We start from the raw sequence: 26,170 nt of genomic DNA on the forward strand, positions 1-26,170 counted from the left end.
GCCGTTGGTCGCGGTGGGTGCCCCGTCACGTGCCCGGCCCACTCGAACGGGTGGGCCGGGTGTCGTGTCACTCCTCCCGGGCTGGGCGGGCCTCCGGGGGAAGCACGCCCCAGTCGATGAGCTGCTCGGTGAGCTCGCCTGGCGTCATGTCGTAGATGATGGCCAGGGATCGCAGGTCCTCGGTGCGGATGGACAGCACCTTGCCGTTGTAGTCACCGCGCTGGCTCTGGATGGTGGCCGCGTAGCGGGCCAGCGGGCCCACCTTCTCCGCAGGTAGCTGCTGCAGCCGCTCCAGGTTGATCACAACCTTGGTGGCAGGTTCGGCGCCGGAGGGCACCCGACCTTCGGGAAGCAGTTCCGCGACCGGAACACCGTAGAAGTCGGCCAGTTCGGCCAGCTTCTGCACGGTCACCGCACGGTCGCCTCGCTCATAGGACCCGACGACCACGGCCTTCCACCGCCCGCCAGACTTCTGCTCGACGCCGTGCAGCGACAGACCCTGCTGCTGGCGGATAGCGCGGAGCTTGCTGCCCAGCGCCTTGGCGTAGTCGCCCATGTGGCGTTTCTCCGTTCGTTCGCCCCGTTAGCCGATAACGGCGACCGGGGAGCAAAGCTCAGATCGATACGGAGAGTAATGTTCGCTCGCGAGCGTCACCAGGTCAAGTTGGTCTTTGCTGGCAATGCGGCGAACACCACCACACCACCCGGACGATTGACCTCGCAGCGCTGATAGCGTACAAGGCAGCCCAGCGGTCGGCAGTGGTTTCCGACCCGGAGACTGCGGGGCAGCTCACACACCATCCTTTAAGGACCCGTCCCGTGAGGCGGGGAAGGAGGTCGCACCGTGGCGTCACGCCAACCGGCGGACGCGACGGATCCGGTCGGGCAGCGAGAGCTGCTTTCGGCCGGTGACGTTGCGCGCACGATAGCCCGGATCGCCCACCAGATCATCGAGAAGACCGCGCTGGACACCGGAAGCAGCGACGTGGTGCTGCTGGGCATCCCGACGAGGGGAACCTCGCTGGCCCAGCGGCTGGCCGCGAAGATCAGCGAATTCAGCGACGTGACGGTGCCCACCGGCATCCTCGACATCACGCTCTACCGCGACGACCTGCGGCACCGCCCGAACCGTCCGCTGGAGCCCACCAGCCTGCCCGCGCAGGGCATCGACAACGCGCTGGTCGTGCTCGTCGACGACGTGCTGTTCTCCGGCCGGACCGTGCGGGCCGCCCTCGACGCCCTGCGCGACCAGGGTCGGCCGCGGGCGGTGCAGCTGGCGGTGCTGGTCGACCGCGGGCACCGCGAGCTGCCGATCCGCGCCGACTACGTCGGCAAGAACGTCCCCACCTCGCGCTCCGAGGGCGTCGCGGTCCAGCTCGCCGAGACCGACGGCACCGACCGAGTCGTGCTGCGCCGCCCGGACGCCACGCAGGACGAGGAGGTCCGGTGATGCGCCACCTGCTGTCCACCGAAGGTCTGGACGCCGCCACCGCGACGAGCGTGCTCGACACCGCCGACACCCTGAAGCAGACGCTGCTGGGGCGCGAGGTCAAGAAGCTGCCGACGCTGCGCGGCCGGACCGTGGTGACCCTGTTCTACGAGAACTCCACGCGCACCCGGGTGTCCTTCGAGGTCGCCGGGAAGTGGATGAGCGCCGACGTGATCAACGTCTCGGCCAGCAGTTCTTCGGTGAACAAGGGCGAGTCGCTGCGCGACACCGCGCTGACGCTGGCCGCCGCCGGGGCCGACTGCGTGATCGTCCGGCACCCCGCCTCGGGCGCGGCGCAACGGCTGGCCGGCTGGCTGGACGAGGTCGGCACCCAGGTCGTCAACGCCGGCGACGGCATGCACGAGCACCCCACCCAGGCGCTGCTGGACGCCGCGACGCTGCGGGAGCGGCTGGGCGAGCTGGCCGGGCGCCGCATCGCCATCGTCGGCGACCTGCTGCACAGCCGGGTGGCGCGCTCGAACGTGCACCTGCTGCGCACCCTCGGCGCCGAGGTGGTGCTGGTCGCGCCGCCGACGCTGGTGCCGGCCGGGGCGCAGCAGTGGGGCGCGGAGGTGCGCCACGAGCTGGACCCGGAGCTGCCGAAGCTGGACGCGGTGATGATGCTGCGGGTCCAGGCCGAGCGGATGCACGGCGGCTTCTTCCCGTCGGCGCGCGAGTACTCGATCGCCTACGGCCTCAACGAGGCGCGGCTGGGCAGGCTGCCCGAGCACGCGGTGGTCCTGCACCCCGGCCCGATGCTGCGCGGCATGGAGATCGCGCCGGCCGTGGCCGATTCGCCGCGCGCCGCCATCACCCAGCAGGTCAGCAATGGCGTGCACGTGCGGATGGCGGTGCTCTACCACCTGCTCGCCGGAGAGGAGCTCGGCGCATGAGCAACCCCGTGTCAACCCCAGTCCTGCTCACCGCACCTCAGGGGAACGTGACGCAAACCAGCCACAGGAAACCGCAAAACGCGCGGGTTGGGCATGAGCAGCCTGTGTCAACCCCAGTCCTGCTCACCGCACCTCAGGGGAACGTGACGCAAACCGGCCACAGGAAACCGCGAAACGCGCGTTTGACCTGGGACGTAACCACAACTGTGAATCGCGGAGAGGCGGTACTTCCATGAGCCGGGTGTTGTTGAAGGACGTCCGCCCTTACGGCGAGGGTGAGCCGGTGGACGTGCTGGTTGACGGCGAGGTCATCGCCGAGATCGGCGCGGATCTCGACACCGATGCTGACGAGATCATTCAGGCCAACGGGGCCGTGGCGCTGCCGGGCTTCGTGGACCTGCACACGCACCTGCGGGAGCCGGGCCGGGAGGACGCCGAAACCGTCGAGACGGGTTCGATGGCCGCCGCGCTCGGCGGCTACACGGCGGTCTTCGCGATGGCCAACACCGATCCGGTCGCCGACAACGCGGTGATCGTCGAGCACGTGTGGCGGCGCGGCCGCGAGGTCGGCCTGGTCGACGTGCACCCGGTGGGCGCGGTGACGGTGGGGCTCAAGGGCGAGAAGCTCGCCGAGCTGGGCACCATGCGCCGCAGCGTCGCCGAGGTCCGGGTGTTCTCCGACGACGGCCACTGCGTGCACGACCCGCTGATCATGCGCCGCGCGCTGGAGTACACGAAGTCCTTCGGCGGCGTCGTCGCGCAGCACGCCGAGGAGCCGCGGCTGACCGCGGGCGCGCAGGCGCACGAGGGCGCGAACGCCGCCCGGCTGGGCCTGGCCGGCTGGCCCGCACCGGCGGAGGAAGCGATCGTGGCGCGCGACTGCCTGCTCGCCGGGCACACCGGCGGCACGCTGCACATCTGCCACGTTTCCACCGAAGGCACCGCTGAGATCCTGCGCTGGTGGAAGTCCCGGGAGGCGAACGGGAGGGTGTCGGCCGAGGTCACGCCGCATCACCTGCTGCTGACCGACGACCGGCTGGCGACCTACGACCCGATCAACAAGGTCAACCCGCCGCTGCGCACCGATGCCGACGTGCTGGCGCTGCGCCAGGCGCTGGCCGACGGCACCGTGGACTGCGTGGCCACCGACCACGCCCCGCACGCCGCGCAGGACAAGGACTGCGAGTGGTCCGCGGCGAAGCCGGGCATGCTCGGCCTGCAGACCGCGCTCGGCATCGTCGTGCAGACGATGGTGCGCTCCGGGCTGCTGGACTGGCGGGGCGTGGCGCGGGTGATGAGCGAGCGGCCCGCCGAGATCGCCGGGCTGACGAACCAGGGCCGCCTGGTCGCCGCGGGCGAACCGGCGAACCTGGTGCTGGTCGACCCCGACGCCGAGTGGACGGTGCGCGCCGCGGAGCTGGCCAGCCTCGGCGAGAACTCGCCGTTCGAGGGCATGCGGCTGCCCGGCCGCGTGGTCGCGACGCTGCTGCGCGGCCGGATCACCGCGCACGAGGGCAAGGTGACGCGCTGATGGAACGCTTCCTGTGGGTGCTGGGGATGGCCGCGCTGGTCGCCCTGGTGTTCTTCGGCATGTGGCGGGGCTGGGCCGGCCGGGCGCGCCGCCAGGCCGCCGAGCTGCCGGACTTCCCGGCGCCGCCGGCCGAACCGGGCGAGGAGTTGCTGCCCGCCGCGACCGGCATGTACGTCGGCACCACGAAGGCCACCGACTGGCAGGACCGCATCGCGGTCGGCGACATCGGGTACCGCGCCAACGGCACCGCGCACCTGCACGCCGCGGGCCTGCTGCTGCGACGAACCGGGGCCAGCGACGTGTGGATCCCGGCGGAGTCCATCGTGGACAGCCGCCTGGACCACAAGCTGGCCAACAAGGTGGTGCCCGGTGCCGGCCTGGTCGTGGTGACCTGGCGGCTGGGCGAGCAGCTGCTGGACACCGGGTTCCGCGGCGACGACAAGACAACGCAGACCGAGTGGGTCGAGGCGGTCCGGGCACTGGCGCCCGCTGACGAGCCGACGCAACACGAGACCGCGAGCTCGCGGCAGGAGGAGAAATGAGCGACCACATCCGGGCCGCACTGGTGCTCGAGGATGGCCGGATCTTCCGCGGGGAGGCCTACGGCAAGGTGGGCCGCACCCTAGGTGAGGTCGTGTTCACCACCGGCATGACCGGCTACCAGGAGACCCTGACCGATCCCTCGTACCACCGCCAGATCGTGGTGCAGACCGCGCCGCAGATCGGCAACACCGGCTGGAACGACGAGGACGACGAGTCGAAGCAGATCTGGGTCGCCGGCTACGCCGTCCGCGATCCCGCCCGCATCCCGTCGAACTGGCGCTCCCGCCGGTCGCTGGTCGAGGAGCTGGAGCGGCAGGACATCGTCGGCATCGCGGGCATCGACACCCGCACCCTGACCCGCCACGTCCGCGAGCTGGGCGCGATGCGCGGCGGCATCTTCTCCGGGCCGGAACTCGGCTCCGACGACGAGATGGTCGCCGCGGTCAAGGCGAGCGCCGAGATGGTCGGCGCCTCGCTGGCGGGCGACGTGACCACCGCCGAGCCCTACGTCGTGCCCGCCATCGGCGAGAAGCGGTTCACCGTGGCCGCGCTCGACCTGGGCATCAAGTCCAACACGCCGCGGATGATGGCCGAGCGCGGCATCGAGGTCCACGTGCTGCCGCTGGCGTCCACGCTGGACGAGGTGCTGTCGGTCAAGCCGGACGGGCTGTTCCTGTCCAACGGCCCTGGCGACCCGGCCACCACCGACCAGCAGGTCGAGCTGACCCGCCAGGCCCTGGACCGCAAGCTGCCGCTGTTCGGCATCTGCTTCGGCAACCAGATCCTCGGCCGGGCGCTCGGCCGAGGCACCTACAAGCTGCGCTACGGGCACCGGGGCATCAACATCCCGGTGATCGACGTCGAGACCGGCCAGGTCGCGATCACCGCGCAGAACCACGGCTTCGCCGTCGAGGGCGAGCCGGGCGAGCGGTTCGACACCGACTTCGGCCGCGCGATGGTCAGCCATCACTGCGCGAACGACGGTGCGGTCGAGGGCCTCCGGCTGCTCGACGGCCCGGCGTTCAGCGTCCAGTACCACCCCGAAGCGGCGGCGGGCCCGCACGACGCCGCGCCGCTGTTCGACAAGTTCGTTGACCTGATGAGTGAGGCGCGCTGATATGCCGAAGAGGACCGATATCAAGCACGTACTCGTCATCGGTTCCGGGCCGATCGTGATCGGCCAGGCGTGCGAGTTCGACTACTCCGGTACGCAGGCGTGCCGGGTGCTGCGCGAAGAGGGCATCCGCGTCTCGCTGGTGAACTCGAACCCGGCGACGATCATGACGGACCCGGAGTTCGCCGATGCGACCTACATCGAGCCGATCACCCCGGAGTTCGTGGAGAAGGTGATCGAGGCCGAGCGGCCGGACGCGATCCTGGCCACCCTCGGCGGGCAGACCGCGCTGAACACGGCGGTCGCGCTGCACGAGCGCGGAACGCTGGAGAAGTACGGCGTGGAGCTGATCGGCGCCGACTTCGAGGCGATCCAGCGCGGCGAGGACCGGCAGCGGTTCAAGGACATCGTGCGCGCCGTCGGCGGCGAGGTGCCGGAGTCGGCGGTGTGCAAGTCGATGGACGACGTGCGCGCGTTTGTCGCCGAGCGCGGCCTGCCGGTGGTGATCCGGCCCAGCTTCACCATGGGCGGCCTGGGCTCGGGCATGGCGCACACCGAGGAAGACCTGGAGCGGATGGCCTCCTTCGGGCTGGCCGAGTCGCCGGTGCACGAGGTGCTGATCGAGGAGAGCGTCCTCGGTTGGAAGGAGTACGAGCTCGAGCTGATGCGCGACCACGCCGACAACGTGGTGGTCATCTGCTCGATCGAGAACATCGACGCGATGGGCGTGCACACCGGTGACTCGGTGACCGTGGCGCCGTCGATGACGCTGACCGACCGCGAGTACCAGCACATGCGCAACGTGGGCATCGCGGTGCTGCGCGAGGTCGGGGTGGACACCGGCGGCTGCAACATCCAGTTCGCCATCCACCCGGGCACCGGCCGGATGGTCGTCATCGAGATGAACCCGCGGGTGTCGCGGTCCTCGGCGCTGGCGTCGAAGGCCACCGGCTTCCCGATCGCCAAGATCGCCGCGAAGCTGGCCGTGGGCTACACGCTCGACGAGATCCAGAACGACATCACCGGCGAGACCCCGGCGAGCTTCGAGCCGACGCTGGACTACGTGGTGGTGAAGGTGCCGCGGTTCGCCTTCGAGAAGTTCCCGGGCGCGGACCAGGAGCTGACCACGACGATGAAGAGCGTCGGCGAGGCGATGGCCGTGGGCCGCAGCTTCTCCGAGGCGCTGGGCAAGGCGCTGCGCTCGATGGAGACGAAGGCGGCCGGCTTCTGGACGGTGCCTGATTCTCTTGGGGCCGGCCCCGGAGGCGTGACCGTCGAGTCTATTTTGGACGAACTGCGCACGCCGCACGACGGGCGGCTGTACACGGTGGAGCGCGCGCTGCGGCTGGGCGCTTCGATCGAGCAGGTGCACGAGGCCTCGGGCATCGACCCGTGGTTCGTCGACCAGATCGCGGCATGGGTCGAACTGCGCGGCGAGCTGGTCGAGGCGCCGGTGCTGGACGCGGCGCTGCTGCGGCGCGCCAAGCGGGCCGGGCTGTCGGACCGGCAGATCGCCGCGCTGCGGCCGGAACTGGCCGGTGAGGACGGCGTTCGCGCGCTGCGGCACCGGTTGGGCGTGCGGCCGGTGTACAAGACGGTCGACACCTGCGCGGCGGAGTTCGCGGCCCGGACGCCGTACCACTACTCGGCCTACGAGTCCGACCCGGCGGCCGAGTCGGAGGTCACCGAGCAGCGCGAGCGGCCGAAGGTGATCATCCTCGGTTCCGGTCCGAACCGCATCGGCCAGGGCATCGAGTTCGACTACTCCTGCGTGCACGCCGCGATGGCGCTGCGCGAGGCCGGGTACGAGACCGTGATGGTCAACTGCAACCCGGAGACGGTCTCCACCGACTACGACACCTCGGACCGGCTGTACTTCGAGCCGCTGACCTTCGAGGACGTCCTGGAGGTCGTGCACTCCGAGCAGCAGTCCGGCACCGTGGCGGGCGTGATCGTGCAGCTCGGCGGCCAGACCCCGCTGGGCTTGGCGAAGCGGCTGGCCGACGCCGGGGTGCCGATCGTGGGCACGCCGCCGGAGGCGATCCACCTGGCCGAGGACCGCGGCGCGTTCGGCGACGTGCTCGCCGGGGCGGGCCTGCCCGCGCCGAAGTACGGCACCGCGACGTCGTTCGAGGGCGCCAAGCGGATCGCCGACGAGATCGGCTACCCGGTGCTGGTGCGGCCGTCCTACGTGCTCGGCGGCCGGGGCATGGAGATCGTCTACGACGAGGCTTCGCTGGAGAACTACATCGCCCGCGCCACCGAGGTCACCCCGGAACACCCGGTGCTGGTGGACAACTTCCTCGACGACGCGATCGAGATCGACGTGGACGCGCTCTGCGACGGCACCGACGTCTACCTCGCCGGCGTGATGGAGCACATCGAGGAGGCCGGCATCCACTCCGGCGACTCGGCGTGCGCACTGCCGCCGATCACGTTGGGGCGCCAGGACATCGAGCAGGTGCGGAAGTCCACTGAGGCCATTGCGCAGGGCATCGGCGTGCACGGCCTGCTGAACGTGCAGTACGCGCTCAAGGACGACGTGCTGTACGTGCTGGAGGCCAACCCGCGCGCCTCGCGGACGGTGCCGTTCGTGTCGAAGGCGACCGCCGCGCCGCTGGCCAAGGCGGCGGCCCGGATCATGCTCGGTGCCAAGATCGCGGACCTGCGCGCGGAGGGCATCCTGCCCGCGGAGGGCGACGGCGCGGACCTGCCGGCCGACGCGCCGGTCGCGGTGAAGGAAGCCGTGCTGCCGTTCCACCGGTTCCGCACCCGCGAGGGCGTCGGCGTGGATTCGCTGCTCGGGCCGGAGATGAAGTCCACCGGCGAGGTGATGGGCATCGACGTCTCCTTCGGGCAGGCCTTCGCCAAGTCGCAGGCCGGCGCGTACGGCTCGCTGCCCACCTCGGGCCGGGTGTTCGTGTCGGTGGCGAACAAGGACAAGCGGTCCCTGGTGTTCCCGGTCAAGCGGCTGGCGGACCTCGGGTTCGAGATCCTGGCCACCAGCGGCACCGCGGAGGTGTTGCGCCGCAACGGGATCCCGTCGACCCTGGTGCGCAAGCACACCGAGAAGGACGGCCAGGAGCGCGACATCGTCGAGCTCATCAAGGCCGGCGAGGTCGAGATGGTGATCAACACCCCGTACGGCAACCCGGGCCCGCGCGTCGACGGCTACGAGATCCGCACCGCGGCGGTGTCCCGCGACATCCCGTGCATCACGACGGTGCAGGGCGCGGCGGCGGCGGTGCAGGGCATCGAGGCCGCCATCCAGGGCAACATCGGCGTCCGGTCCTTGCAGGCGCTGCAGGCGGCCCTGAGCGAAGGCGGTGAGCAGAGCAATGACTGACCCGCTGCGGGCGGGCTTCGGCCGGCGGCTGGCGGACTCGGTGCAGGCGCGCGGTGCGCTGTGCGTCGGCATCGACCCGCACCCGTCGCTGTTGCACGCCTGGGACCTCGACGAGAACCCGCAGTCGCTGGAGCGGTTCGCGATGACCGCGGTGGAGGCGCTGGCCGGTGAGGTCGCGGTGCTCAAGCCGCAGTCGGCGTTCTTCGAGGTGTACGGCTCGGCCGGGATCGCGGTGCTGGAGAGGACGATCCGGGAGGCGCAGCAGGCCGGCGCGCTGGTGCTGCTGGACATCAAGCGCGGCGACATCGGCTCCACGATGACGGCGTACGCGATGGCCTACCTGGACGAGCACGCGCCGCTGGCGGCCGATGCGATCACGGTGTCGCCGTACCTCGGCTACGGCTCGCTGGCCCCGGCCATCGGCATCGCGGAGCAGACGGGGCGCGGGGTGTTCGTGCTGGCGCGGACCTCCAACCCGGAAGGCGCGGGCCTGCAGCAGTCGATCCACGGCAGCGGCGACTCGGTCGCCCAGTACATCGTGGACTCGGCGGCGGAGACCAACGCGGGGACGGAGCCGATGGGGCACGTGGGGGTGGTGGCGGGAGCCACGATCCGCCCGGAGGAGCTGGACTTCTCCCGCCTCAACGGCCCCATCCTGGCCCCGGGCCTGGGCGCCCAGGGCGCGACGGTGCAGGGCCTGCGGGCGGTGTTCGGGAAGGCGTTGCCGAACGTCCTCCCGGCGACGGCCCGCGACGTCCTCCGCCACGGCCCGACGGTCGACGGCCTACGCTCGACAGCCCGCAGGATCCGCGACGAGGTGACCGAACTCCTCCAGGGCTGATTCGTTCCAGGTGAAGGGCGCCGCCATACGACTGCTCCCCGGTGGTTGGACTGAGAAATTCAGTTCCGACCACCGGGGAGCAGTTCACCGGCGGCGCCCTTCGCGTCTCGGCGGTCCCGGTCTAGGCGGTGGTGCCCGATCTGCCGCTGTGGACGATTTCGGAGTCCCACCGGCTCCGGAGGGGAATCCGAGGGCTTGAGCCTCGGCCGCTCGGGCGACCGGTGTCTGGTACGAAGTCCGCGTGCATCCCGCAACGAACGGCGCTGTTGCGCAGAAGAAACCGCCTCGCGTGCTGCGGTGGATCGTCGTCCTGGTGCTGGTCTGGCTGGTCACCGGCGGCTACTTCCTGGTTTCCACCAGCGCCGCGATCTGGTCCGGCGCCGTCGGCCAGGGCCAGGCCACGGCCGATCCGGTCGCGCGCGTGGAGCTCGATCGGGGGCAGCCGTTCGGTCTCGCCGCCCACCGGGACGAGTACGTGAAGTGCCAGGTGGTCCCGGAGGCCGGCGAGGCGCGCGAGTTCGTCCCCGACCGCCCGGCGAACAGCCTCCGCAGCGCGCGGCTGCCGGGGCCGGAACCGGCGTGGTTCTCCGGCGCCGCCGAGGTCCGCTGCACGGGGCCGACGTCGGTGGTCCTGCCGGAGCGCTACGACAAGACCGGGCAGTACGTCCTGATGGGGCTGATGGCCGCGTCCAGCCTGATGATCGTGGTGGTCCTCGTGCAAATTGCGCGGCGTGTCCGTTTCGGCAATGGGCTGCACGCCCGCGGCTGATTTGCTCGCGGGAACGGATTTTCGAACGGCACGAGGGGCCGTGGCCGGTCGGATAGTCTCGGCCCCAACGGATCGGAAGTTAAAGGGGACAGACGGTGAGCAGCGCGTCTGAGCGTATCCAGGAAATGATGCGCAAGTTCGAGGAGCAGGCGCAGAAGGCGTCGGAGCTGCAGTCCAAGATGCAGGACATGCAGGGCACGGCGAGCAGCCAGGACCGGTCGGTGACGGTGACCGTGGCGCCGTCGGGAGCGGTGCTGGACCTGCGCCTGGCGCCGAACGCGGTGCGCCAGTCCGCCAACGAACTGCAGCAGCAGATCATGGCCACCATCCGCCAGGCGACGGCGATCGCGGCGGAGCAGATGAACGACGCGGTGGCGCCGATCCTCGGCGACCAGTTCGACAAGTTCCAGGAGGCGTTCAACGTCGAAGGCGTGGCGATCAAGCCGACCGCCGTGGACGAGACGCCCGAGCAGGGCAGTCCCACGCCGCCGCCCGCCCCGAACCGCCCGCCGTCGGCGGCTCCGGCAACGCCGCAGCGGCCGCCGCAGCGGAGTGCCGGCTACGACGATGACGACTTCTCCTCGGGCTCCTTCCTGCGCTGAGAGGGATTGTCTTGACTGACTTGAAGATGACGCCGGGAACCCTGACCGGCCACGGCCAGGGCTGCGAAAGCCTGGCCGACAAGTTCGGCCAACTCGCCGGCCTGCTCCAACAAGCCGAGGTCGACGACCAGTGCTTCGGCCCCATCGGCGACGCGGTTGGCCTGAGCGGTATCTACTTCGACAGCCTGCACGAATGTCAGGACCTCGCGTCCAAGGCGCAGCAATTCCTCGTCAAGACGAAGCAGTCGTTGGACGACACGGTCAAGGACTACGCCGAGACGGAGCAGCAGATCTCCGAGATGCTGAAGAAGGCTGGGGAGGGATTGGGCGGATGAGCGCGCCGCAGGGACCTGGTGACCTCCAGAGCCTGAACAACGGCGACGGGAATTCGAAGAACTGGTTTGAGCAGGCCGCCGGCAGAGGTTCATCGTGGGTGGCCGCCGGTCAGGATCTCGCCGATGCGTCTTCGCCTCCGGAGTGGGGCGCGGCGTCCTTCTCGGCCCGGGCCGAAGTGCTGACCTCGTTGGCCAGTCCAGGTCAGTCGCTGATGAGCAACGGGCTGGGCTTCCTCGTGTCGATCGTGCTCAGCCCGCTGATCGAACTGGTCGAATGGGCGATCGGCGACCCCGAGCAGATGCGTTCCACCGGTGAGGGCTGGGAGAACGTCGCGAAGTGGCTTGACCAGGTCGCCGAGCAGGAGCCGCAGCGGGCGCAGGCGACGGCCGAAACCTGGGTCGGCAAGGACGGCGACGCCTTCCGCAAGCAGATGACCGAGTTCGGTGAGGGAACCAAGGCACTGGCCGCCGACATCCGCGATCTCAAGGGCACCTTGGACATGATCGCGGACATCTTCGACATGGTCGTCGAGTTCTTCATCCAGACGGTCACCGAGCTGATCATCGGCCTGATCGTCCAGTGGCTGGCGGCCCTGGCGGCATCCTGGATCACTGCTGGGGCTTCAGTAGGTGCGGCCAGTGCGGGGACAGCGGTTCAGGTCGGGGCCACCGGTGTTCGCATCACGACGCGGGTCATGCAGGTTCAGCGCAAGCTCTTCCAGATATTCCAGAAGATCGAGCGTCTGCTGCAGAAGCTCCGCGAAGCGGGCAAGCTCCGCAAGGTCATCGACAAGATGAACGACATGCGCGACGGCAACATGTTCGAGAAGGCGATCGCGCGGAAGATCGACTCGAACCCGGTGGCTAAGTTCCTCACCAAGGCGGACGGGAGTGACCTCACGACCAAGGGGGGCAAGTTCCTCCAGGACGTGGAGAAGCAGCACGCCGATACGCTGCGGAACTTCGACGACCGCATCGCGAACGCGTCGGGCGACGCCAAGGCGGCGATCCAGGCGGAACGCGATCAGTTCGTGAAGGACCTCAAGGGCGTTCAGGGGTTGGCCAGCACGGCGACATCGCACGTGCTGACCGGTGTCTTGGGTGGCAAGGCCACCTTCGGTCAAGCGGCGATGGCTGCCGGTACCGACGTGGTGACGGGCGCGGCGATCGAACAGGGTGCGAACGCGGTCTACGACACCGGCAAGGGCTGGTTCCAAGGGGATTTGTCGGACGAGCAACGTGACCAGGCTCAGGAGCGTGGTTTCTCGTGATAGAGGTGTTGTCCGCCCGAGCGTTCTGGTGTTCTCCCGATGAACGGATCCTGTGGTGCCACCCCATGAAGTCGGTGGGAGCGAAGGCGAAGTACGTCTTCTACCAGGTGGCCGGACTCGATGAACGGGGCGAAAAGCGGTGGACCGCGGGCAAGGTGCTCGGGGGCGTCGCAAGCGGTGTCGCAGGGCTTGCGCTCGAGGCGATCTCTCCTTCGGATGGAGATAGTGGCAACAACACACCGAGCGTTCCGACGGCGATCGTTTCAGGTCAGAACCGGGACTGCTTCGCTGCCTCGCACCTAGGCCAGTGGCAGGCCAGTGGTGTGAACGACAAGGGCGGGCCCGAGTTCGTGTGGATCTTGACGTCCCATCGGCTCGGGCTGCTCGAATTCTCCGAGAAGAAGCCGGATGCAGGTGCCGAGGGCGGCTTGTTGGGCGGCCTGAAGAAGAAGATCAGCGGTGATTCCGGCGATGGCGACGCGGCTGTGGATCAGCGGGCCCGCACAGTGGAGCTGCCAGGGCTGACGGTGCACGCCGAGTTTCCCAGGAACATCATCTCGAACATCGACGCTGCCGAGTACAAGGCGAGGGGACAGGAGCGGAAGTTCTTGCGCGTGGCCCTCACCGACGGGTCCACCATTGACCTTTCTTCGCCCGGAAGCAGCTCGTACAACGCGGGCAAGGTCGATCGCTTGCTGGCCATGACCTTCGGCCGGGAGTAGGTGTTGGGTATGAGATCGGAAAAGCAGCTCGTCAAGCTCGTGGAAGACGGGTGGTTGCAGCAGGGGGAGAAGCTGCAGCGGTACGGTGGCGGCAACCGAGAACAGCTGCACTTCGGTGCCACCATCGCTGGCCGCCACCAAGCCCCGTACCGTCCATCCCACTCGCACGACTTCGACGTCGACTTCGGCGAAGTACTCTACCCGACGGAATTGGTCCAGCAAGGGCGCTTCCATGGTGACGAGTGGGTACACGACCCGACGATCCGCGGCTGGATCCAGGCTGACTCGCCCGGGCGTGTGGCGGTCGAATGCGCCGACCTGTTGGTCGCGGTCGGACCGGAAGCCTGGTTCATCGGTACCGATCGCCGCATCGCTGTCGTAGCCGATGCCGCCATCGCGGGCAAGCCGGGGCAGGAATCTGCTCTTGAGGCAGGGAATTCCGAGGAGAGTGCCAAGGGTTTCGGGCGGTTGTTCGGCAAGGCTCGCTCCGCGATGAACGCAGTGGCAGAGCTTTCCGAGTCCTTGATCGGCGGAACGGAACTGGTGACACTCTGGGAGTGCCCGAGGGAACACCTCGGGGAGATGACGGGAAGCCTCAAGGGGCGATCCACGGATGGGTCCGGTTTTTCGGTGAACCGGTTCGCGGACGGCTCCGTCATCGAGGTGAGCACCAAGATCCACGTCAAGGGCTTCATGTAGACACGGCTGAGCTGCCTTGCGGTGGCCTGTCTTTCGCAATGGCGGCCCACGCATCGCAAGTGTGGAATCGGAAATTTGGTTTGTTTTCCGGCATAGCATCGGCTCTTTTTTGGAATTGTGCCCAGCGTGAGGTGAACGGCAGCGACACGTTTCTGTCCGTTTTGCGTCGCTTGTACTCATCTTTTATCGAACAAATCGAACATTAAGGAATAAGTGCCCGCGTCTTCTGGTGTTGTGAAATTGCTCGCCTTTCATCGGGAACCATCTGCTGGTGCCGCAACGTCCAAGTGATCACCGCAGCGGATTTCCGATGGGACTCCTCTGTGGGCTCGTTTCTTCGCTGAGGGGGGTGCTGTCTTGACTGATTTGAAGATGACGCCGGGCACGTTGACCGGCCACGGCCAGGGGTGCGAGAGCCTGGCCGACAAGTTCGGCCAGCTCGCCGACCTGCTCCACCAGGCCAAGGTCGACGACGAGTGCTTCGGTCCCATCGGTGACGCCGTGGGCCTGAGCAGCAAGTACTTCGAAAGCCTGGACTCCTGCAAGGACCTGGCGTCCAAGGCGCAGGAATTCCTGCAGCACATGAAGGAATCGCTGGACGAGACGGTCAAGGACTACGCGGAGACCGAGCAGCAGATCTCGGAGATGCTGAAGAAGGCCGGAGAGGGGCTGGGCGGATGAGCGCGCCGCAGGGACCGGGGGACCTCCAGAGCCTCAACAAGGGCGACGGAGACTCGAAGAACTGGTTCGAGCAGGCCGCGGGCCGCGGCTCGTCGCTGGTCGGCACCGCCCAGGACCTCAACGACGCCTCGTCGCCGCCGGAGTGGGGCGTGGCCATGGTTTCGGCCCGCGCGGAACAGCTGGAACTGCTGACCAGCCCCGGCCAGGCGCTGATGAGCAACGGCCTCGGCTTCCTGGTGTCGATCGTGCTGAGCCCGCTGATCGAGCTCGCGGAGTTCGCCATCGGCGACCCGGAGCAGATGCGCGCCACCGGTGAGGGCTGGGAGAACGTCGCGAAGTGGCTGGACCAGGTCGCCGAGCAGGAGCCGCAGCGGGCGCAGGCGACGGCGGAGACCTGGGTCGGCAAGGACGGCGACGCCTTCCGCAAGCAGATGACGGAATTCGGCGACGGCGCGAAGGCCCTGGCCGCGGATGTCCGCGACCTCAAGGGCACGCTGGACATGATCGCGGACATCTTCGACATGTTCGTCGAGTTCGTCATCGACATCATCACCGAGCTGGTCATCGGCCTGATCGTGCAGTGGCTGGCGGCACTGGCGGCATCCTGGATCACGGCGGGTGCATCGGTGGCGACCGCGGGTGCGACGACCACGGTCCAGGTCGGCTCCACCGGCGTGCGCATCACCATGCGGGTCACCAAGATCCAGATGCAGATCGCGAAGCTGGTCAAGCGCCTCGAGGAGATGCTGCAGAAGGTCCGCGAGGTCGGCAAGCTCCGGAAGGTCATCGACAAAATGAACGAGCTGCGCAACGGCGGGAAGGTCTCCCAGTTCGTGGCGCGCAGGCTGGACGCGAACCCCATGTTCAACACCCTCACGAGGGCGGGCGACGACTTCGCCTCGACCACGGGCAACCGGTTCATGCAGGGCGTGACCGGTTCGGAGGCGCTCTCCGGGAACCTGGCCCAGCGGTTCCTGACGAACACCCTCGGCGGCCAGACCCGCTTCACCGGCGCCCTCTTCGACGCGGGCATGACCAATGCCAAGGACGCGGCGATCGAGCAGGGCGCCGAGTACGTCTACGGTAAGGGCGAGGACCAGGCGACCGGTCAGATGAACGAACAAGAACGGAAAGCGGCGCAGGAGAAGGGCTTCTCGTGATCGAAGTCGTCGCGTTGCGGCAGTCGTGGGCGCAGCCGGGTGAGCCGATCTGCTGGGTGATCGACGCGCGGGGCAAGTACCTCTTCGAGGTGGCCGGCCGGGATGCGACCGGCAACCCGAAGAAGGGCTTCGCCTCGCGGGTCGCCGGTGGAGTCGGCGGTGCGCTGCTGGAGATCGCGGACGGTGCCCTCGGCGGCAGCGAGGCGAACTACCAGGACGCACCGGCGGGCGTGGTGGTAGGTGGCCAACCCGACTGCGCGGCGGCTTCGCTAGTCGACGTCTACCGGCAGCACGGCGGCCGGGCGGTGTGGGTGCTCTCCGACCGCCGGATGGCGCTCGTCGGTGTTTCCGATCCCGAGGAGGCGCCTGCGGCCGAGACGGGATCCTTGTTCAGCCGTGCCCGGCGGATGGGAGCCGGACTGCTCTCCGGCGGGGGCGACGACAGCAGCGCCGCCGAGCCCGCCGAGGTGGTCGATGACGGGCCGGCACCGCCGGTCGTGCGAAGCCTGGGCGAATGGCCGAGGTCCGTCGTCACGGCGTGCGACGTTGCGACCCGCAAGCTCGGCCGGGAGTACAAGGCCGGGAAGACGCATTACCTGAAGATCCAGCTCGCGGACGGTTCCGCGCTGGAGATCGGCCCGTCCGCGGCCGAAGACGACGGGCGCAGGCTGGTAGCGATGAGCTACGGCCGGGCATGACGGGAGCCGTGGTGGGACGCAGTACTTCGTCGATGGTCAAGCTCCTGGTGAAGCACTGGGTGCAAAGCTCTGAGCAGCTGGTCTACGTGTTCGGCGGCGACGAGCGCGAAGGCTACGTCGCGTCCACGATCCAGGGCGTCAACCGCGTGCCGCACGTAGTGGCGGGCCCGACCGTGCGGCTGGCGGAAAAGCACCGCACGAGCCCGGTTCCCATGAAGGCGCTGCGCGGCGGTGCCTTCATGGGCGATGAGCTGGTGCACGACCCCGGGTTGTGGGGGCTCGTGCAGGCGGCGACACCGACCGACGTCGCGGTCCGGTTCGGCGACAACCTGACCGCGGCCGGGAACGCGAGCTTCGTCGCCGTTTCCAGCCATCGGGTCGGGGTCGTGGTGGAGACCGAGCACCTCCACACCGAGACCGCGCAATCCGCGCCGGAAGAACCGGCCGAGGGGTTTTCCCTGCTGGGAGCGGCGAAATCGGTGGTTCGAGGAGTGACGTCGCTGGGCGGAGACGCCCCGGACAACCCCGTCACGTGCGGCTTCGAGGTCCAGATGAACGTCATCCGGGAGATCGCCCCGGTGCCGATGGGCCGCAGCGGAAAGCCGTTGAGGTTCCTCCGCTTCTGGTTCGCGGACGGATCGTCGCTGAGCATCAAGCACCCCGAAGCCGAACGGACCGCCGACACAATCCGCCAGAACATCCGCTGATTCTCGTGATAGGAATGCCCTCGACCCGAGCCTTCTGGTGTGCTTCTGATGAACGGATCCCTGGTGGCACGCCATGAAGCCGGTGGAGACGAAGGCGAAGTACGTCCATGCAACCGCGCAGCGAGGATGTCAGAGCTGATCCGTGCCATGGCGAGTAGCGGGAGGTAGGAGTGGCGGTTGAGGCGTGGCGGTGGACCGGGCGTCGGATTTGGGGCGCCGTGCTGCCGTTCGTCATGCTGGTCGCCGGCTTCCTGCTGATGCGCCTCGGCGGCGGTAATGGGCCGTTGACCTGGGGCGGGATGGTCGTGGGGGCCGTCGGTGCCGTCGTCGTCATGGGGTTCTGGAGCGACTTCGCCAACAGCGACGGGGCTGCGAAGGTCCGGCTCTCGCCGTTCGCCTGGGTCGTGCGCATCGTCAGCTACCTGATTTCGCTGGGCTTCGCCTTCACCGCGGTGGTCTTCCTGTTCACCTGACCCCGATCGGCCGGGGCACTGCGGCCCGCTCGGGCGCGGACCGTCGGTCCGTTAGGGTTTTCCCGGTGACCGGCTGTTCGGAGGGTTGATGGGCGACGCACCTCTGCTGGGCGGGCGTTACCGGCTGGGCGCCCGCCTGGGTACCGGCGGGATGGCCGACGTGCACCGGGCCATGGACACCCGGCTGCAGCGCGTCGTCGCCGCCAAGGTCTTCCGCTCCGGTGCCGATGCCACCGGGCGGGAGCGGTTCGCCGAGGAGGCGCGGATCCTCGCCGGGTTGAGCCATCCCGGCCTGGTCACCGTGCACGACTTCAGCGCCAGCGAGGACGAGCTCTACCTGATCATGGAGCTCGTCGAGGGCCGGACGCTGGCGGATGCGATCGCCGCGGGCCCGCTGCCGCCGGAGCACGTCGCAGACCTCGGCGGCCAGCTGGCCGACGTGCTGGCGCACGTGCACGACAACGGGATCGTGCACCGCGACGTGAAGCCGTCGAACGTGCTGATCGCAGGCGACGGCAAGGCTTTCCTGGCCGACTTCGGCATTTCCCGGCTCGCCGCCGCGGTCGCGCGGATGACCAGTTCCGGGATCATCGTCGGCACCGCCACCTACATGGCGCCGGAGCAGGTCAGCGGCGGCGAGGTCAGCTACCCGGCGGACGTCTACGCGCTCGGCCTGGTGCTGCTGGAATGCATCACCGGCCGCGTCGAATATCCCGGTGCGGGCGCGGAAAGCGCCGTGGCGAGGCTGGTGCGCGCGCCGGAGGTGCCGGTCGGGATTCCCGCGCACCTGCACCGGGCGCTGATCGCGATGACCGCCGCCGCGCCGGAGCGGCGACCGACGGCCGCGCAGAGCGCGGACCTGCTCAGCGGCCGGTCGACCGAGGTGATCCCGCGGATTCCGGCCGCCCCGCAACTCCCGCCCGAGCCGCCGAACCGGCCGATGACCCAGCAACTCCCGGTCGCCGAGCCGCCGAACCGGCCGGTCACGCAGCACCTCCCGGTCGCCGAGCTCCAGCAGCGGCGGAACCGCCGGCCGCTGCTGCTGGCCGGCGGCGGACTGCTGGTGCTGCTGGTGGTGCTGATCGGGTTCCTCTCGGTGCCCGAGGCGCCCGTTTCACCGACGCTGCCGCCGGAGTCGGGGCCGGCGGGGGTCGCTCGCCTGCCCGATGATCTCGCCAACCTGGAAAGGCTGGTCCGGGAATGAAACGCGCCCTCCTCGCCGCGCTCGCGCTGCTGCTCGCTGGGTGCGGTAGCGCGCCGGAACCGGTCGATCCGCAGGTTCGCCAGCAGCTCATCGCGCAGGTGGAAGCGGTGAAGACCGCGGCGCTGGCCAACGACCGCGCCGCCGCCGAGGCGGCCCTCGGCGAGCTGAACCGCGAAATCGCCACCGCGCAGGCGCAGGGCAAGCTCAACCCGGACAACGCCCGCGTCATCCTCGCTGCGGCGGACCGCGTCGCCGAGGACGTGCGCACCATCCCGCTGCCTGCTCCGCCGCCCCCGGTGATCGTGACTGTCACACCGCAGCCGCCCCTTCCCGACCCCGGGCGCGAGCAGGCGGACGAGTCGGGACAGCGCTGGGAAGAGCGCTGGAAAGGTTGGGAAGAACGGCAGAAGAACTGGGAAAAGCGCATGGAGAACAACGGTAAGAACGACGACTGACGAGGAAATTCCCGGTCTCCGGCAGTCGGCGACCCGGATGGCGCAGCAATGGTTGTGCCAATTTCGGCTCCTGTGGCAGTGTTCCGCTCGCAGTGCAATCTCGGACTGGAGGCGGACCGTGCGCAAGGGAATCGCGGCCGGCGCGATCGCGACCGGACTTCTGCTGGCGGGCTGCAGCTCCGGCGCGACACCCGCCGAGCAGCCGCCGAACGGCTCCACCCGCACCACGACGGCGAAGTCGATCGAAGTCGGCGACCCGTGCTCGCTGCTCACCTCGGACCAGGCGAAAACCCTTGGCCTGGAACAAGAACCGAAGCCGGGGGAGAACGAGGGCAAGCCGGGCTGCCAGTACGAGTCGGGAACCCCGGGAGGACCCGGCTGGGGCGTCTTCGTGGCGGCGGACCCGAAGCGCACGTTCCAGCAGTTCACCGAGGCCCAGCCGCGGGCCCAGCGGCTCGACGTCGGCGGCTACCCGGCGGCGAAGGTCAACGACGCCACGGGCTGCACGTTCGTGGTGGACGTGGCGGACGCGGGATCGCTTCTGGTCAGCGCCCTCGTGCGATCGGGAGCGCCGATCGAGGTCGGCACCAGCTGCGACGCGGCGAAGCGAACGACCGAAGCAACCCTGAAAACCCTCCCCGACGCGTAGGACCCGGCGGGCTTCTGATTGCTCACGCCGGTTCTTGCCGGATTGGGCACTCACGAGGGACGCGAACGGTTCTTTCCGCTCAGGCAGGTCGGATTTGCAACAACTGGCCGTACGTTGTCGCGTCGCCAGTCCCCACCCCTGGCACATTGGTGCAGGTGATCTTGTAGCCGGATGGCATGGTCGCGGTCGCGCCCTCGGTCGTCATGCTGGCCGGGGAGGCACACTGGGGCTGGAGCTGTTCGAAGGCCTCGGTGGCTTCCTTGAGCTCTTCGGGTTTGCCCTGCCAGATGTGCTTGGCGGCGATCTCGAATACCGGGATCAGGGCCTTGGCCGGGTCCTGCACCGTGGTGCGTTCGCCCTTGTGCGCTGCGGCCGAGGTGCTCACGTCCAAGACGAACTCCCGGAGCTCGCCGTTCGGGTCATGCAGATGCCTTTGGTATTCGATTGACGCCCGGATGGTATATGGCTGACCGACGTTGTCCTTGGTCTCACACAGCCGCGGAGCGGATACGGGACTGCCAACCTCTGTTCGTTCTCCCTCTCGCAGGCAACTCCAGCCCTCCGCGGCAACACCGTCCATCACGGCGTCGGGGTGTCGCTGCGCAGCGCGGTGATGGAGGAGGCTTCCAGGGCAGCCGGGGCGTCCGACCTCGCGATGGCGGAAGGTCTTGCCCGGCAGGGGATTCGCCGCGACGATGCGCGAACGCTGGTGGAGATGGCCGGCGGGCAGCGCGTCGCGTGGGCTCAGTTCGGCGCGTCCATCATGGACGGCCAGGGCAAGCGGCGCCGGGCGCCGATGGTCACGAACTTCTTCGCCAACGCCAAGGGCTGGTACTTCATCGAGAACAGCCGCCGCAGCGCGGAAGCGTGGACGACGATCGCCCCAGCAGACAAGCAGCGGATGGCCACGAGGATCCAGGATCTCCTGAAAACCCTCTGACGCCTGCTGCGGCCGCCGGGCGCAGATCCGGCTGGTGTGTCATTGGTCACTTACAGTCATCGCATGGCGGCGACCGAGGTGCGGTGCGGGTGGTGGCGGGCGTTCCGGGAGTTGCCGTTCTTCCCCGCGACCGTGCTGGTGTTCATCCTCGCCGCGGCCGCCGCGCTGTTCGCCGGCTCCTACACCTTCGCGATGGCCAATCCGACGCCGCACAGCGTGCCGCTGGCCGTCGTCGGCACTCGCCACGATCCCGCGCTCGTCGCCGAGATGGAGGAGGCCGCAGGCACCGCGTTCGAGCTCCACCGGTACGACTACGCAGATGCTCTGCGGGCCGTGGAGGAGCAGCGCGTGTTCGGCGTGCTGGACCTCCGCGGCGACGTGCTGCGGCTCGTCGAGGCCTGGCTGATCCTGGCGCTGACGATGTTCAGCTCCGGGATGGTGTTCACGATGTTCAACGCGCTGCTGGGGCGGTGGGCGATGGTGCCCGCCTGGGGCCTGATGGTGCTGCTCGGCAACCCCTCGTCCGGCGGCGCGGTGTCCTGGCCGCTGCTGCCGTCCCCGCTGGGCCTGATCGGCGTCTGGCTGCCGCCCGGGGCGTCGGTCAACGCGATGCACACCGCCGTCTACTTCGGCGGCTAACAGCACGCCTTCCCGTTCCTCGTGCTGACCGGCTGGGCGGTGCTGTCCTGCGCCGTCTTCTGGGTCTGGCGCCGCCGCCATCCCGGCGGCCGCCCGGCCGGTCCGGAGCCCTCCTGAACCTTTGCGGAACTTCCGCGTAGCGGAAGCGGCGGGAGTTCTTGATCACTTTGCGGATGAGGGGTACTTCACCCCGGTGTGACCTGCGAGGACGCCGCGGAGTGGCTCAACTGTGCGGAAATCGGACACATTCGAAGAGTTTTGGCCGAGATTAGTGCACTTCAGCGGCTTTGTTGGTAGTACTTGCAACGGCCCCGTGCTCGTGCGCGCCTCGTACGAGCGGAACCAGGCGGGTCTGGGCGGCGAACCTGATGAATCCTGCTCACAAAAACCGGGACCCAAGTGGAACCCGGTGGAGCGGACTCGGTACCGTCGCCCGCACCGATCAAGAGAAACCCCACATCACGGAGGACATGGTGGCCCTTCCCCAGCTGACCGAGGAGCAGCGGGCAGCAGCTCTGGAAAAGGCGGCTGCCGCCCGTCGCGCCCGAGCTGAGCTCAAGGAGCGCCTCAAGCGAGGTGGAACCACGCTGGCGGAGGTCCTGGAGACCGCCGACAACGACGAGGTCTTGGGCAAGATGAAGGTCTCCGCCCTGCTCGAAGCCCTTCCCGGCGTTGGCAAGGTCCGCGCTTCGCAGATCATGGAGCGGCTGGAGATCGCCAACAGCCGTCGACTGCGCGGGCTGGGTGAGCGGCAGCGCAAGGCGCTGCTCTCCGAGTTCAGCGGCGAGTGATCGACGCACAAACCGGCGCTGAGCCGAGGACCGTCCGTCAGGGCGAGCCTCGGCTCACCGTCGTTTCCGGGCCCTCCGGCGTCGGCAAGTCCAGCGTGCTCAGCGAGGTGCGCAGGCTGGCCCCGGAGATCTACTTCAGCGTGTCCGCGACCACCCGCGCGCCCCGCGCCGGGGAGGTCGACGGCGAGCACTACCACTTCGTCTCGACCGCGGAGTTCGAGCGGATGATCGCCGCCGGCGAGATGCTCGAACACGCCCGCTACGCGGGAAACCTCTACGGCACCCCGCGCAAACCGGTCGAGGAGGCCCTGGCGGCCGGCCGGGCTGCCGTCCTGGAGATCGAGCTCCAGGGTGCCCGCCAGGTGCGGGTGGCCATGCCGGAGGCGCAGCTGGTGATGCTGCTGCCGCCGTCCTGGGAGGTGCTGGTGGACCGGCTCACCGGTCGCGGCACGGAGCCCGCGGAGGTCGTGGAGCGGCGCTTGGCGACCGCGCGCGAGGAGCTGGCGGCCGAATCGGAGTTCGACGCGTCGGTCGTCAACGCCGACGTGCAGGCCGCTACCAGCGAATTGCTACGATTGATTCTTGGCCGCGAGCAGTGACCTCGCGCGTTCCGCGCCGACCCGGCGTCGACCGGGTTCCCGGCCGGGCCGCCCGCCATGTCACTGCCGCCCCAGCAGACATCCACGAGGAGCAGGAGCCACTCACGTGAGCACCCCCAGCGCGCTGGCTGCGCTCAACAGCAGCCCGTCGACCAACACCGTCGAGGGCATCACCTACCCGCCGATCGACGACCTGCTCGAGCAGGTCAGCTCCAAGTACGCCCTGGTGATCTACTCCGCGAAGCGGGCGCGGCAGATCAACGACTACTACGCGCAGCTCGGCGAGGGCCTGCTGGAGTACGTCGGGCCGCTGGTCGAGCCGGGTCCGCGGGAGAAGCCGCTGTCGATCGCGCTCCGCGAGATCCACGCGGGCGTGCTCGAGCACACCGAAGGCGAGTGACGACGGCCAACAGCGGTGCGGCCGCGCCGCAGGACCGCCCGCGGGTGGTCCTCGGCGTCAGCGGTGGCATCGCCGCGTACAAGGCGTGCGAGGTCCTGCGGCGGCTGACCGAGTCCGGCCACCGCGTCCGGGTCATCCCGACCGAGGCCGCGCTGCGGTTCGTCGGCGCGGCGACCTTCGAGGCGCTGTCCGGGCAGCCGGTGGAGACCGGCGTGTTCGCCGACGTCGAAGAGGTCCCGCACGTGCGGCTCGGCCAGGAGGCCGACCTCGTCGTCGTCGCGCCCGCCACCGCTGACCTGCTGGCCCGTGCGGCGCACGGGCAGGCGAACGACCTGCTCACCTCGACGCTGCTGACCGCGCGGTGCCCGGTGCTGATGGTCCCGGCGATGCACACCGAGATGTGGGAGCACCCGGCGACGCAGGACAACGTGGCGCTGCTGCGCAGCCGCGGCGTGGTGGTCGCCGAGCCCGACAGCGGCCGGCTGACCGGCGCGGACACCGGCAAGGGCCGGTTGCCCGATCCCGCCGAGATCGTCGACCTGGCCCGACTGCTGCTGGCCGAGCCGCGTGCGCTGCCGCGCGACCTCGAAGGCCGCCGCGTGGTGATCTCCGCCGGTGGCACGCGCGAGCCGCTGGATCCCGTCCGCTACCTCGGCAACCGCTCGTCCGGCCGGCAGGGCTACGCGCTGGCGCGCGTCGCCGCGCACCGCGGCGCGGACGTCACGCTGGTCGCCGCGCACACCGCCGACCTGCCCGATCCGGCCGGGGTCCGGGTGATCCGGGTGGGTACCGCGGAGGAGCTGCGGTCGGTGATGCTGGCCGAATCCGATGGCGCGGACGCCGTCGTGATGGCCGCCGCGGTCGCGGACTTCCGCCCGGTGTCGCAGATCGGGCACAAGATCAAGAAGACCGATCAGGACCCGGAGCCGCTGGCGCTGACCCGTAACCCGGACATCCTCGCGGAGCTCGTCGAGGCGCGGAACGCGGACAAGCTGGCGGCGTCGCTGATCGTCGGGTTCGCCGCCGAGACGGGCGATCCGAACACCAGCGCGCTGGAGCACGGCCGCGCCAAGCTCGCCCGCAAGGGCTGCGACCTGCTGGTGGTCAACACCGTCGGCGACGGGCAGGCCTTCGAGGTCGAGGACAACTCGGGCTGGCTGCTGGGCGGCGACGGCACCGAGCAGCCGATCCCGTTCGGCGCGAAGTCCCGGCTGGCGGCCACATTGTGGGACGCTGTGAACCGGCAGCTGTCCCGGCAGTAGGCTGACCTCGCACGTCAGGCCACTGCGGTGAGTCTTTTCAAGGAATTTCAGGGAGAGTTGTGAGTCAGCAGTCGGACCTGCGCACCGGTCGCAGGTTGTTCACCAGTGAGTCCGTGACCGAAGGCCACCCGGACAAGATCTGCGACGCGATCAGCGACTCGATCCTGGACGCGTTGCTCACCCAGGACCCGCGGTCGCGCGTCGCGGTGGAGACGCTGGTGACCACCGGCCAGGTGCACGTCGCGGGCGAGGTGACCACCGACGCGTACGCGGACATCCCGACCATCGTGCGGGAGAAGATCCTGGAGATCGGCTACGACTCCTCCGCGAAGGGCTTCGACGGCAACTCCTGCGGCGTGAACGTCGCCATCGGCTCGCAGTCGCCGGACATCGCGCAGGGCGTCGACGTCGCGCACGAGTCGCGTGTCGAGGGCGTGATCGACGAGATCGCCAAGCAGGGCGCCGGCGACCAGGGCCTGATGTTCGGCTACGCCTGCGACGACACGCCGGAGTTCATGCCGCTGCCGATCGCGCTGGCGCACCGGTTGTCGCGGCGGCTGACCCGGGTCCGCAAGGACGGGGTGCTGCCGTACCTGCGGCCGGACGGCAAGACGCAGGTGACCATCGAGTACGCCGGTGACCAGCCGGTGCGCCTGGACACCGTGGTGCTGTCCACGCAGCACGCCGCCGACATCGACCTGGACTCGATGCTGGCCGTCGACATCAAGGAGAAGGTGGTCGGCCCGGAGATCGAGGCCCTCGGCATCGACAACTCCGACACGCGCCTGCTGGTGAACCCCACCGGGCGGTTCGTGGTGGGTGGCCCGATGGGCGACGCGGGCCTGACCGGCCGGAAGATCATCGTCGACACCTACGGCGGCATGGCCCGCCACGGCGGCGGCGCGTTCTCCGGCAAGGACCCGTCGAAGGTGGACCGCTCCGCGGCGTACGCGACGCGGTGGGTGGCCAAGAACGCGGTGGCGGCCGGGCTGGCCAGCCGCATCGAGGTGCAGGTCGCCTACGCGATCGGCAAGGCCGCCCCGGTGGGCCTGTTCGTCGAGACCTTCGGCACCGAGAACGTCGACCCGGCGCGCATCCAGTCGGCGATCAACGAGGTCTTCGACCTCCGCCCGGCGGCGATCATCCGCGACCTTGACCTGCTGCGGCCGATCTACGCCCAGACGGCGGCCTACGGCCACTTCGGGCGCACCGACGTCGACCTGCCCTGGGAGCGCACGGACCGCGCCGAGGCCCTCAAGGCCCTCGCCAACGCCTGACCCCCCGCGTCGGACCGCAGTTTGCGTCGGGCCGCAGTTTCAATTGAAACTGCGGCCCGACGGCGTGTCGGGGCCCGACA

30 protein-coding genes are annotated in these 26,170 nt (G+C 69.2%); 28 read left to right on the forward strand and 2 right to left on the reverse strand.

Translation table 11 applies throughout. The annotated features are described in order from the left end of the window. Window positions 1–67: 67 nt before the first annotated feature. Complete coding sequence (gene bldD, locus E1288_RS38915) at window positions 68–556, reverse strand: transcriptional regulator BldD (RefSeq protein ID WP_010311046.1); 489 nt, start codon at window positions 554–556, stop codon at window positions 68–70. A 288-nt stretch (window positions 557–844) separates the two neighbouring features. Between bldD and pyrR the strand changes: the two genes are divergently transcribed. From pyrR to E1288_RS39020, 21 genes are all read left to right on the forward strand, one after another. Beyond that, window positions 845–1,450 carry a bifunctional pyr operon transcriptional regulator/uracil phosphoribosyltransferase PyrR gene (gene pyrR / locus E1288_RS38920; protein ID WP_132493692.1) on the forward strand — a complete coding sequence of 202 codons (606 nt, stop codon included), beginning with the start codon at window positions 845–847 and terminating at the stop codon, window positions 1,448–1,450. Then, the gene (locus tag E1288_RS38925) at window positions 1,450–2,382 is read left to right on the forward strand and encodes an aspartate carbamoyltransferase catalytic subunit (RefSeq protein ID WP_132493721.1); all 933 of its coding nucleotides are present in this window, start codon (window positions 1,450–1,452) and stop codon (window positions 2,380–2,382) included. Before pyrR ends, E1288_RS38925 begins: the two co-directional genes overlap by 1 nt. 232 nt (window positions 2,383–2,614) lie before the next feature. Next, the gene (locus tag E1288_RS38930) at window positions 2,615–3,913 is read left to right on the forward strand and encodes a dihydroorotase (RefSeq protein WP_132493693.1); all 1,299 of its coding nucleotides are present in this window, start codon (window positions 2,615–2,617) and stop codon (window positions 3,911–3,913) included. Further along, window positions 3,913–4,455, forward strand: coding sequence for a PH-like domain-containing protein (locus E1288_RS38935; RefSeq protein WP_132493694.1), 543 nt, complete (start codon window positions 3,913–3,915; stop codon window positions 4,453–4,455). Before E1288_RS38930 ends, E1288_RS38935 begins: the two co-directional genes overlap by 1 nt. Then, window positions 4,452–5,573 (forward strand): glutamine-hydrolyzing carbamoyl-phosphate synthase small subunit, encoded by a 1,122-nt coding sequence (gene carA, locus E1288_RS38940; RefSeq protein ID WP_132493695.1) that lies wholly within the window; start codon window positions 4,452–4,454, stop codon window positions 5,571–5,573. The genes E1288_RS38935 and carA overlap by 4 nt, the downstream gene beginning before the upstream one ends. Window position 5,574: 1 nt before the next feature. Then, entirely contained in the window at window positions 5,575–8,916 is a 3,342-nt protein-coding gene (gene carB, locus E1288_RS38945) for a carbamoyl-phosphate synthase large subunit (protein WP_132493696.1), read from the forward strand. Then, window positions 8,909–9,757: an orotidine-5'-phosphate decarboxylase gene (gene pyrF / locus E1288_RS38950; protein WP_132493697.1), complete on the forward strand. Its 849-nt coding sequence runs from the start codon at window positions 8,909–8,911 to the stop codon at window positions 9,755–9,757. The genes carB and pyrF overlap by 8 nt, the downstream gene beginning before the upstream one ends. 241 nt (window positions 9,758–9,998) lie before the next feature. Beyond that, window positions 9,999–10,526 (forward strand): hypothetical protein, encoded by a 528-nt coding sequence (locus tag E1288_RS38955; protein ID WP_132493698.1) that lies wholly within the window; start codon window positions 9,999–10,001, stop codon window positions 10,524–10,526. 95 nt (window positions 10,527–10,621) lie between these two features. Beyond that, window positions 10,622–11,128, forward strand: coding sequence for a YbaB/EbfC family nucleoid-associated protein (locus E1288_RS38960; RefSeq protein WP_132493699.1), 507 nt, complete (start codon window positions 10,622–10,624; stop codon window positions 11,126–11,128). 11 nt (window positions 11,129–11,139) lie between these two features. After that, window positions 11,140–11,463, forward strand: coding sequence for a hypothetical protein (locus E1288_RS38965; protein WP_235884118.1), 324 nt, complete (start codon window positions 11,140–11,142; stop codon window positions 11,461–11,463). Continuing rightward, window positions 11,460–12,734, forward strand: coding sequence for a WXG100 family type VII secretion target (locus E1288_RS38970; RefSeq protein ID WP_207954801.1), 1,275 nt, complete (start codon window positions 11,460–11,462; stop codon window positions 12,732–12,734). Before E1288_RS38965 ends, E1288_RS38970 begins: the two co-directional genes overlap by 4 nt. 65 nt (window positions 12,735–12,799) lie before the next feature. Continuing rightward, the gene (locus E1288_RS38975) at window positions 12,800–13,456 is read left to right on the forward strand and encodes a hypothetical protein (protein ID WP_132493700.1); all 657 of its coding nucleotides are present in this window, start codon (window positions 12,800–12,802) and stop codon (window positions 13,454–13,456) included. Between the two features lie 54 nt (window positions 13,457–13,510). Continuing rightward, a complete protein-coding gene (locus tag E1288_RS38980) occupies window positions 13,511–14,155 on the forward strand; it encodes a hypothetical protein (RefSeq protein WP_132493701.1) in 645 nt (214 codons plus the stop codon). Between the two features lie 357 nt (window positions 14,156–14,512). Then, on the forward strand, window positions 14,513–14,836 hold the full coding sequence (locus E1288_RS38985) for a hypothetical protein (RefSeq protein WP_235884119.1): 324 nt from the start codon (window positions 14,513–14,515) through the stop codon (window positions 14,834–14,836). Continuing rightward, window positions 14,833–15,996: a WXG100 family type VII secretion target gene (locus tag E1288_RS38990; protein ID WP_132493702.1), complete on the forward strand. Its 1,164-nt coding sequence runs from the start codon at window positions 14,833–14,835 to the stop codon at window positions 15,994–15,996. Before E1288_RS38985 ends, E1288_RS38990 begins: the two co-directional genes overlap by 4 nt. Next, the gene (locus tag E1288_RS38995) at window positions 15,993–16,694 is read left to right on the forward strand and encodes a hypothetical protein (RefSeq protein ID WP_132493703.1); all 702 of its coding nucleotides are present in this window, start codon (window positions 15,993–15,995) and stop codon (window positions 16,692–16,694) included. Before E1288_RS38990 ends, E1288_RS38995 begins: the two co-directional genes overlap by 4 nt. Window positions 16,695–16,705: 11 nt before the next feature. After that, window positions 16,706–17,401, forward strand: coding sequence for a hypothetical protein (locus tag E1288_RS39000; protein ID WP_132493704.1), 696 nt, complete (start codon window positions 16,706–16,708; stop codon window positions 17,399–17,401). A gap of 170 nt (window positions 17,402–17,571) precedes the next feature. Next, on the forward strand, window positions 17,572–17,874 hold the full coding sequence (locus E1288_RS39005) for a hypothetical protein (protein WP_132493705.1): 303 nt from the start codon (window positions 17,572–17,574) through the stop codon (window positions 17,872–17,874). 88 nt (window positions 17,875–17,962) lie between these two features. Next, window positions 17,963–19,078, forward strand: a complete 1,116-nt coding sequence (locus tag E1288_RS39010; RefSeq protein ID WP_132493706.1) for a serine/threonine-protein kinase — start codon at window positions 17,963–17,965, stop codon at window positions 19,076–19,078. Next, window positions 19,075–19,533: a hypothetical protein gene (locus tag E1288_RS39015; protein WP_132493707.1), complete on the forward strand. Its 459-nt coding sequence runs from the start codon at window positions 19,075–19,077 to the stop codon at window positions 19,531–19,533. The genes E1288_RS39010 and E1288_RS39015 overlap by 4 nt, the downstream gene beginning before the upstream one ends. A 118-nt stretch (window positions 19,534–19,651) precedes the next feature. Beyond that, the gene (locus E1288_RS39020) at window positions 19,652–20,182 is read left to right on the forward strand and encodes a DUF3558 domain-containing protein (protein WP_165968492.1); all 531 of its coding nucleotides are present in this window, start codon (window positions 19,652–19,654) and stop codon (window positions 20,180–20,182) included. Between the two features lie 79 nt (window positions 20,183–20,261). On the opposite strand, the gene E1288_RS39025 is transcribed toward E1288_RS39020, so the two are convergent. Beyond that, window positions 20,262–20,573: a hypothetical protein gene (locus E1288_RS39025; RefSeq protein WP_132493709.1), complete on the reverse strand. Its 312-nt coding sequence runs from the start codon at window positions 20,571–20,573 to the stop codon at window positions 20,262–20,264. Between the two features lie 201 nt (window positions 20,574–20,774). Between E1288_RS39025 and E1288_RS39030 the strand changes: the two genes are divergently transcribed. From E1288_RS39030 to metK, 7 genes are all read left to right on the forward strand, one after another. Further along, a complete protein-coding gene (locus E1288_RS39030) occupies window positions 20,775–21,122 on the forward strand; it encodes an ESX secretion-associated protein EspG (RefSeq protein WP_235884120.1) in 348 nt (115 codons plus the stop codon). Between the two features lie 63 nt (window positions 21,123–21,185). After that, entirely contained in the window at window positions 21,186–21,761 is a 576-nt protein-coding gene (locus tag E1288_RS39035; protein ID WP_235884121.1) for an ABC-2 transporter permease, read from the forward strand. 473 nt (window positions 21,762–22,234) lie between these two features. Beyond that, window positions 22,235–22,552 (forward strand): integration host factor, actinobacterial type, encoded by a 318-nt coding sequence (gene mihF, locus E1288_RS39040; protein WP_029535742.1) that lies wholly within the window; start codon window positions 22,235–22,237, stop codon window positions 22,550–22,552. Further along, window positions 22,549–23,151, forward strand: coding sequence for a guanylate kinase (gene gmk / locus E1288_RS39045; RefSeq protein ID WP_132493710.1), 603 nt, complete (start codon window positions 22,549–22,551; stop codon window positions 23,149–23,151). Before mihF ends, gmk begins: the two co-directional genes overlap by 4 nt. Window positions 23,152–23,257: 106 nt before the next feature. Further along, a complete protein-coding gene (gene rpoZ, locus E1288_RS39050; RefSeq protein ID WP_010310991.1) occupies window positions 23,258–23,551 on the forward strand; it encodes a DNA-directed RNA polymerase subunit omega in 294 nt (97 codons plus the stop codon). Next, window positions 23,548–24,813 (forward strand): bifunctional phosphopantothenoylcysteine decarboxylase/phosphopantothenate--cysteine ligase CoaBC, encoded by a 1,266-nt coding sequence (coaBC, locus tag E1288_RS39055; protein ID WP_207954802.1) that lies wholly within the window; start codon window positions 23,548–23,550, stop codon window positions 24,811–24,813. Before rpoZ ends, coaBC begins: the two co-directional genes overlap by 4 nt. A gap of 95 nt (window positions 24,814–24,908) precedes the next feature. Beyond that, the gene (gene metK / locus E1288_RS39060) at window positions 24,909–26,090 is read left to right on the forward strand and encodes a methionine adenosyltransferase (RefSeq protein ID WP_132493725.1); all 1,182 of its coding nucleotides are present in this window, start codon (window positions 24,909–24,911) and stop codon (window positions 26,088–26,090) included. Window positions 26,091–26,170: the final 80 nt, after the last annotated feature.

This window comes from Saccharopolyspora elongata (genome assembly GCF_004348985.1).
GTDB classification, from domain to species: Bacteria; Actinomycetota; Actinomycetes; order Mycobacteriales; family Pseudonocardiaceae; genus Saccharopolyspora; species Saccharopolyspora elongata.

Excerpts from the sequence above, each read along its gene's own strand:
- bldD (WP_010311046.1), bottom strand. The coding sequence starts at position 556 with ATGGGCGACTACGCCAAGGCGCTGGGCAGCAAGCTCCGCGCTATCCGC.
- E1288_RS38925 (WP_132493721.1), top strand. The coding sequence starts at position 1,450 with ATGCGCCACCTGCTGTCCACCGAAGGTCTGGACGCCGCCACCGCGACG.
- E1288_RS38930 (WP_132493693.1), top strand. The coding sequence starts at position 2,615 with ATGAGCCGGGTGTTGTTGAAGGACGTCCGCCCTTACGGCGAGGGTGAG.
- E1288_RS38935 (WP_132493694.1), top strand. The coding sequence starts at position 3,913 with ATGGAACGCTTCCTGTGGGTGCTGGGGATGGCCGCGCTGGTCGCCCTG.
- carA (WP_132493695.1), top strand. The coding sequence starts at position 4,452 with ATGAGCGACCACATCCGGGCCGCACTGGTGCTCGAGGATGGCCGGATC.
- carB (WP_132493696.1), top strand. The coding sequence starts at position 5,575 with ATGCCGAAGAGGACCGATATCAAGCACGTACTCGTCATCGGTTCCGGG.
- pyrF (WP_132493697.1), top strand. The coding sequence starts at position 8,909 with ATGACTGACCCGCTGCGGGCGGGCTTCGGCCGGCGGCTGGCGGACTCG.
- E1288_RS38970 (WP_207954801.1), top strand. The coding sequence starts at position 11,460 with ATGAGCGCGCCGCAGGGACCTGGTGACCTCCAGAGCCTGAACAACGGC.
- E1288_RS38975 (WP_132493700.1), top strand. The coding sequence starts at position 12,800 with ATGAAGTCGGTGGGAGCGAAGGCGAAGTACGTCTTCTACCAGGTGGCC.
- E1288_RS38990 (WP_132493702.1), top strand. The coding sequence starts at position 14,833 with ATGAGCGCGCCGCAGGGACCGGGGGACCTCCAGAGCCTCAACAAGGGC.
- E1288_RS39010 (WP_132493706.1), top strand. The coding sequence starts at position 17,963 with ATGGGCGACGCACCTCTGCTGGGCGGGCGTTACCGGCTGGGCGCCCGC.
- E1288_RS39015 (WP_132493707.1), top strand. The coding sequence starts at position 19,075 with ATGAAACGCGCCCTCCTCGCCGCGCTCGCGCTGCTGCTCGCTGGGTGC.
- E1288_RS39035 (WP_235884121.1), top strand. The coding sequence starts at position 21,186 with ATGGCGGCGACCGAGGTGCGGTGCGGGTGGTGGCGGGCGTTCCGGGAG.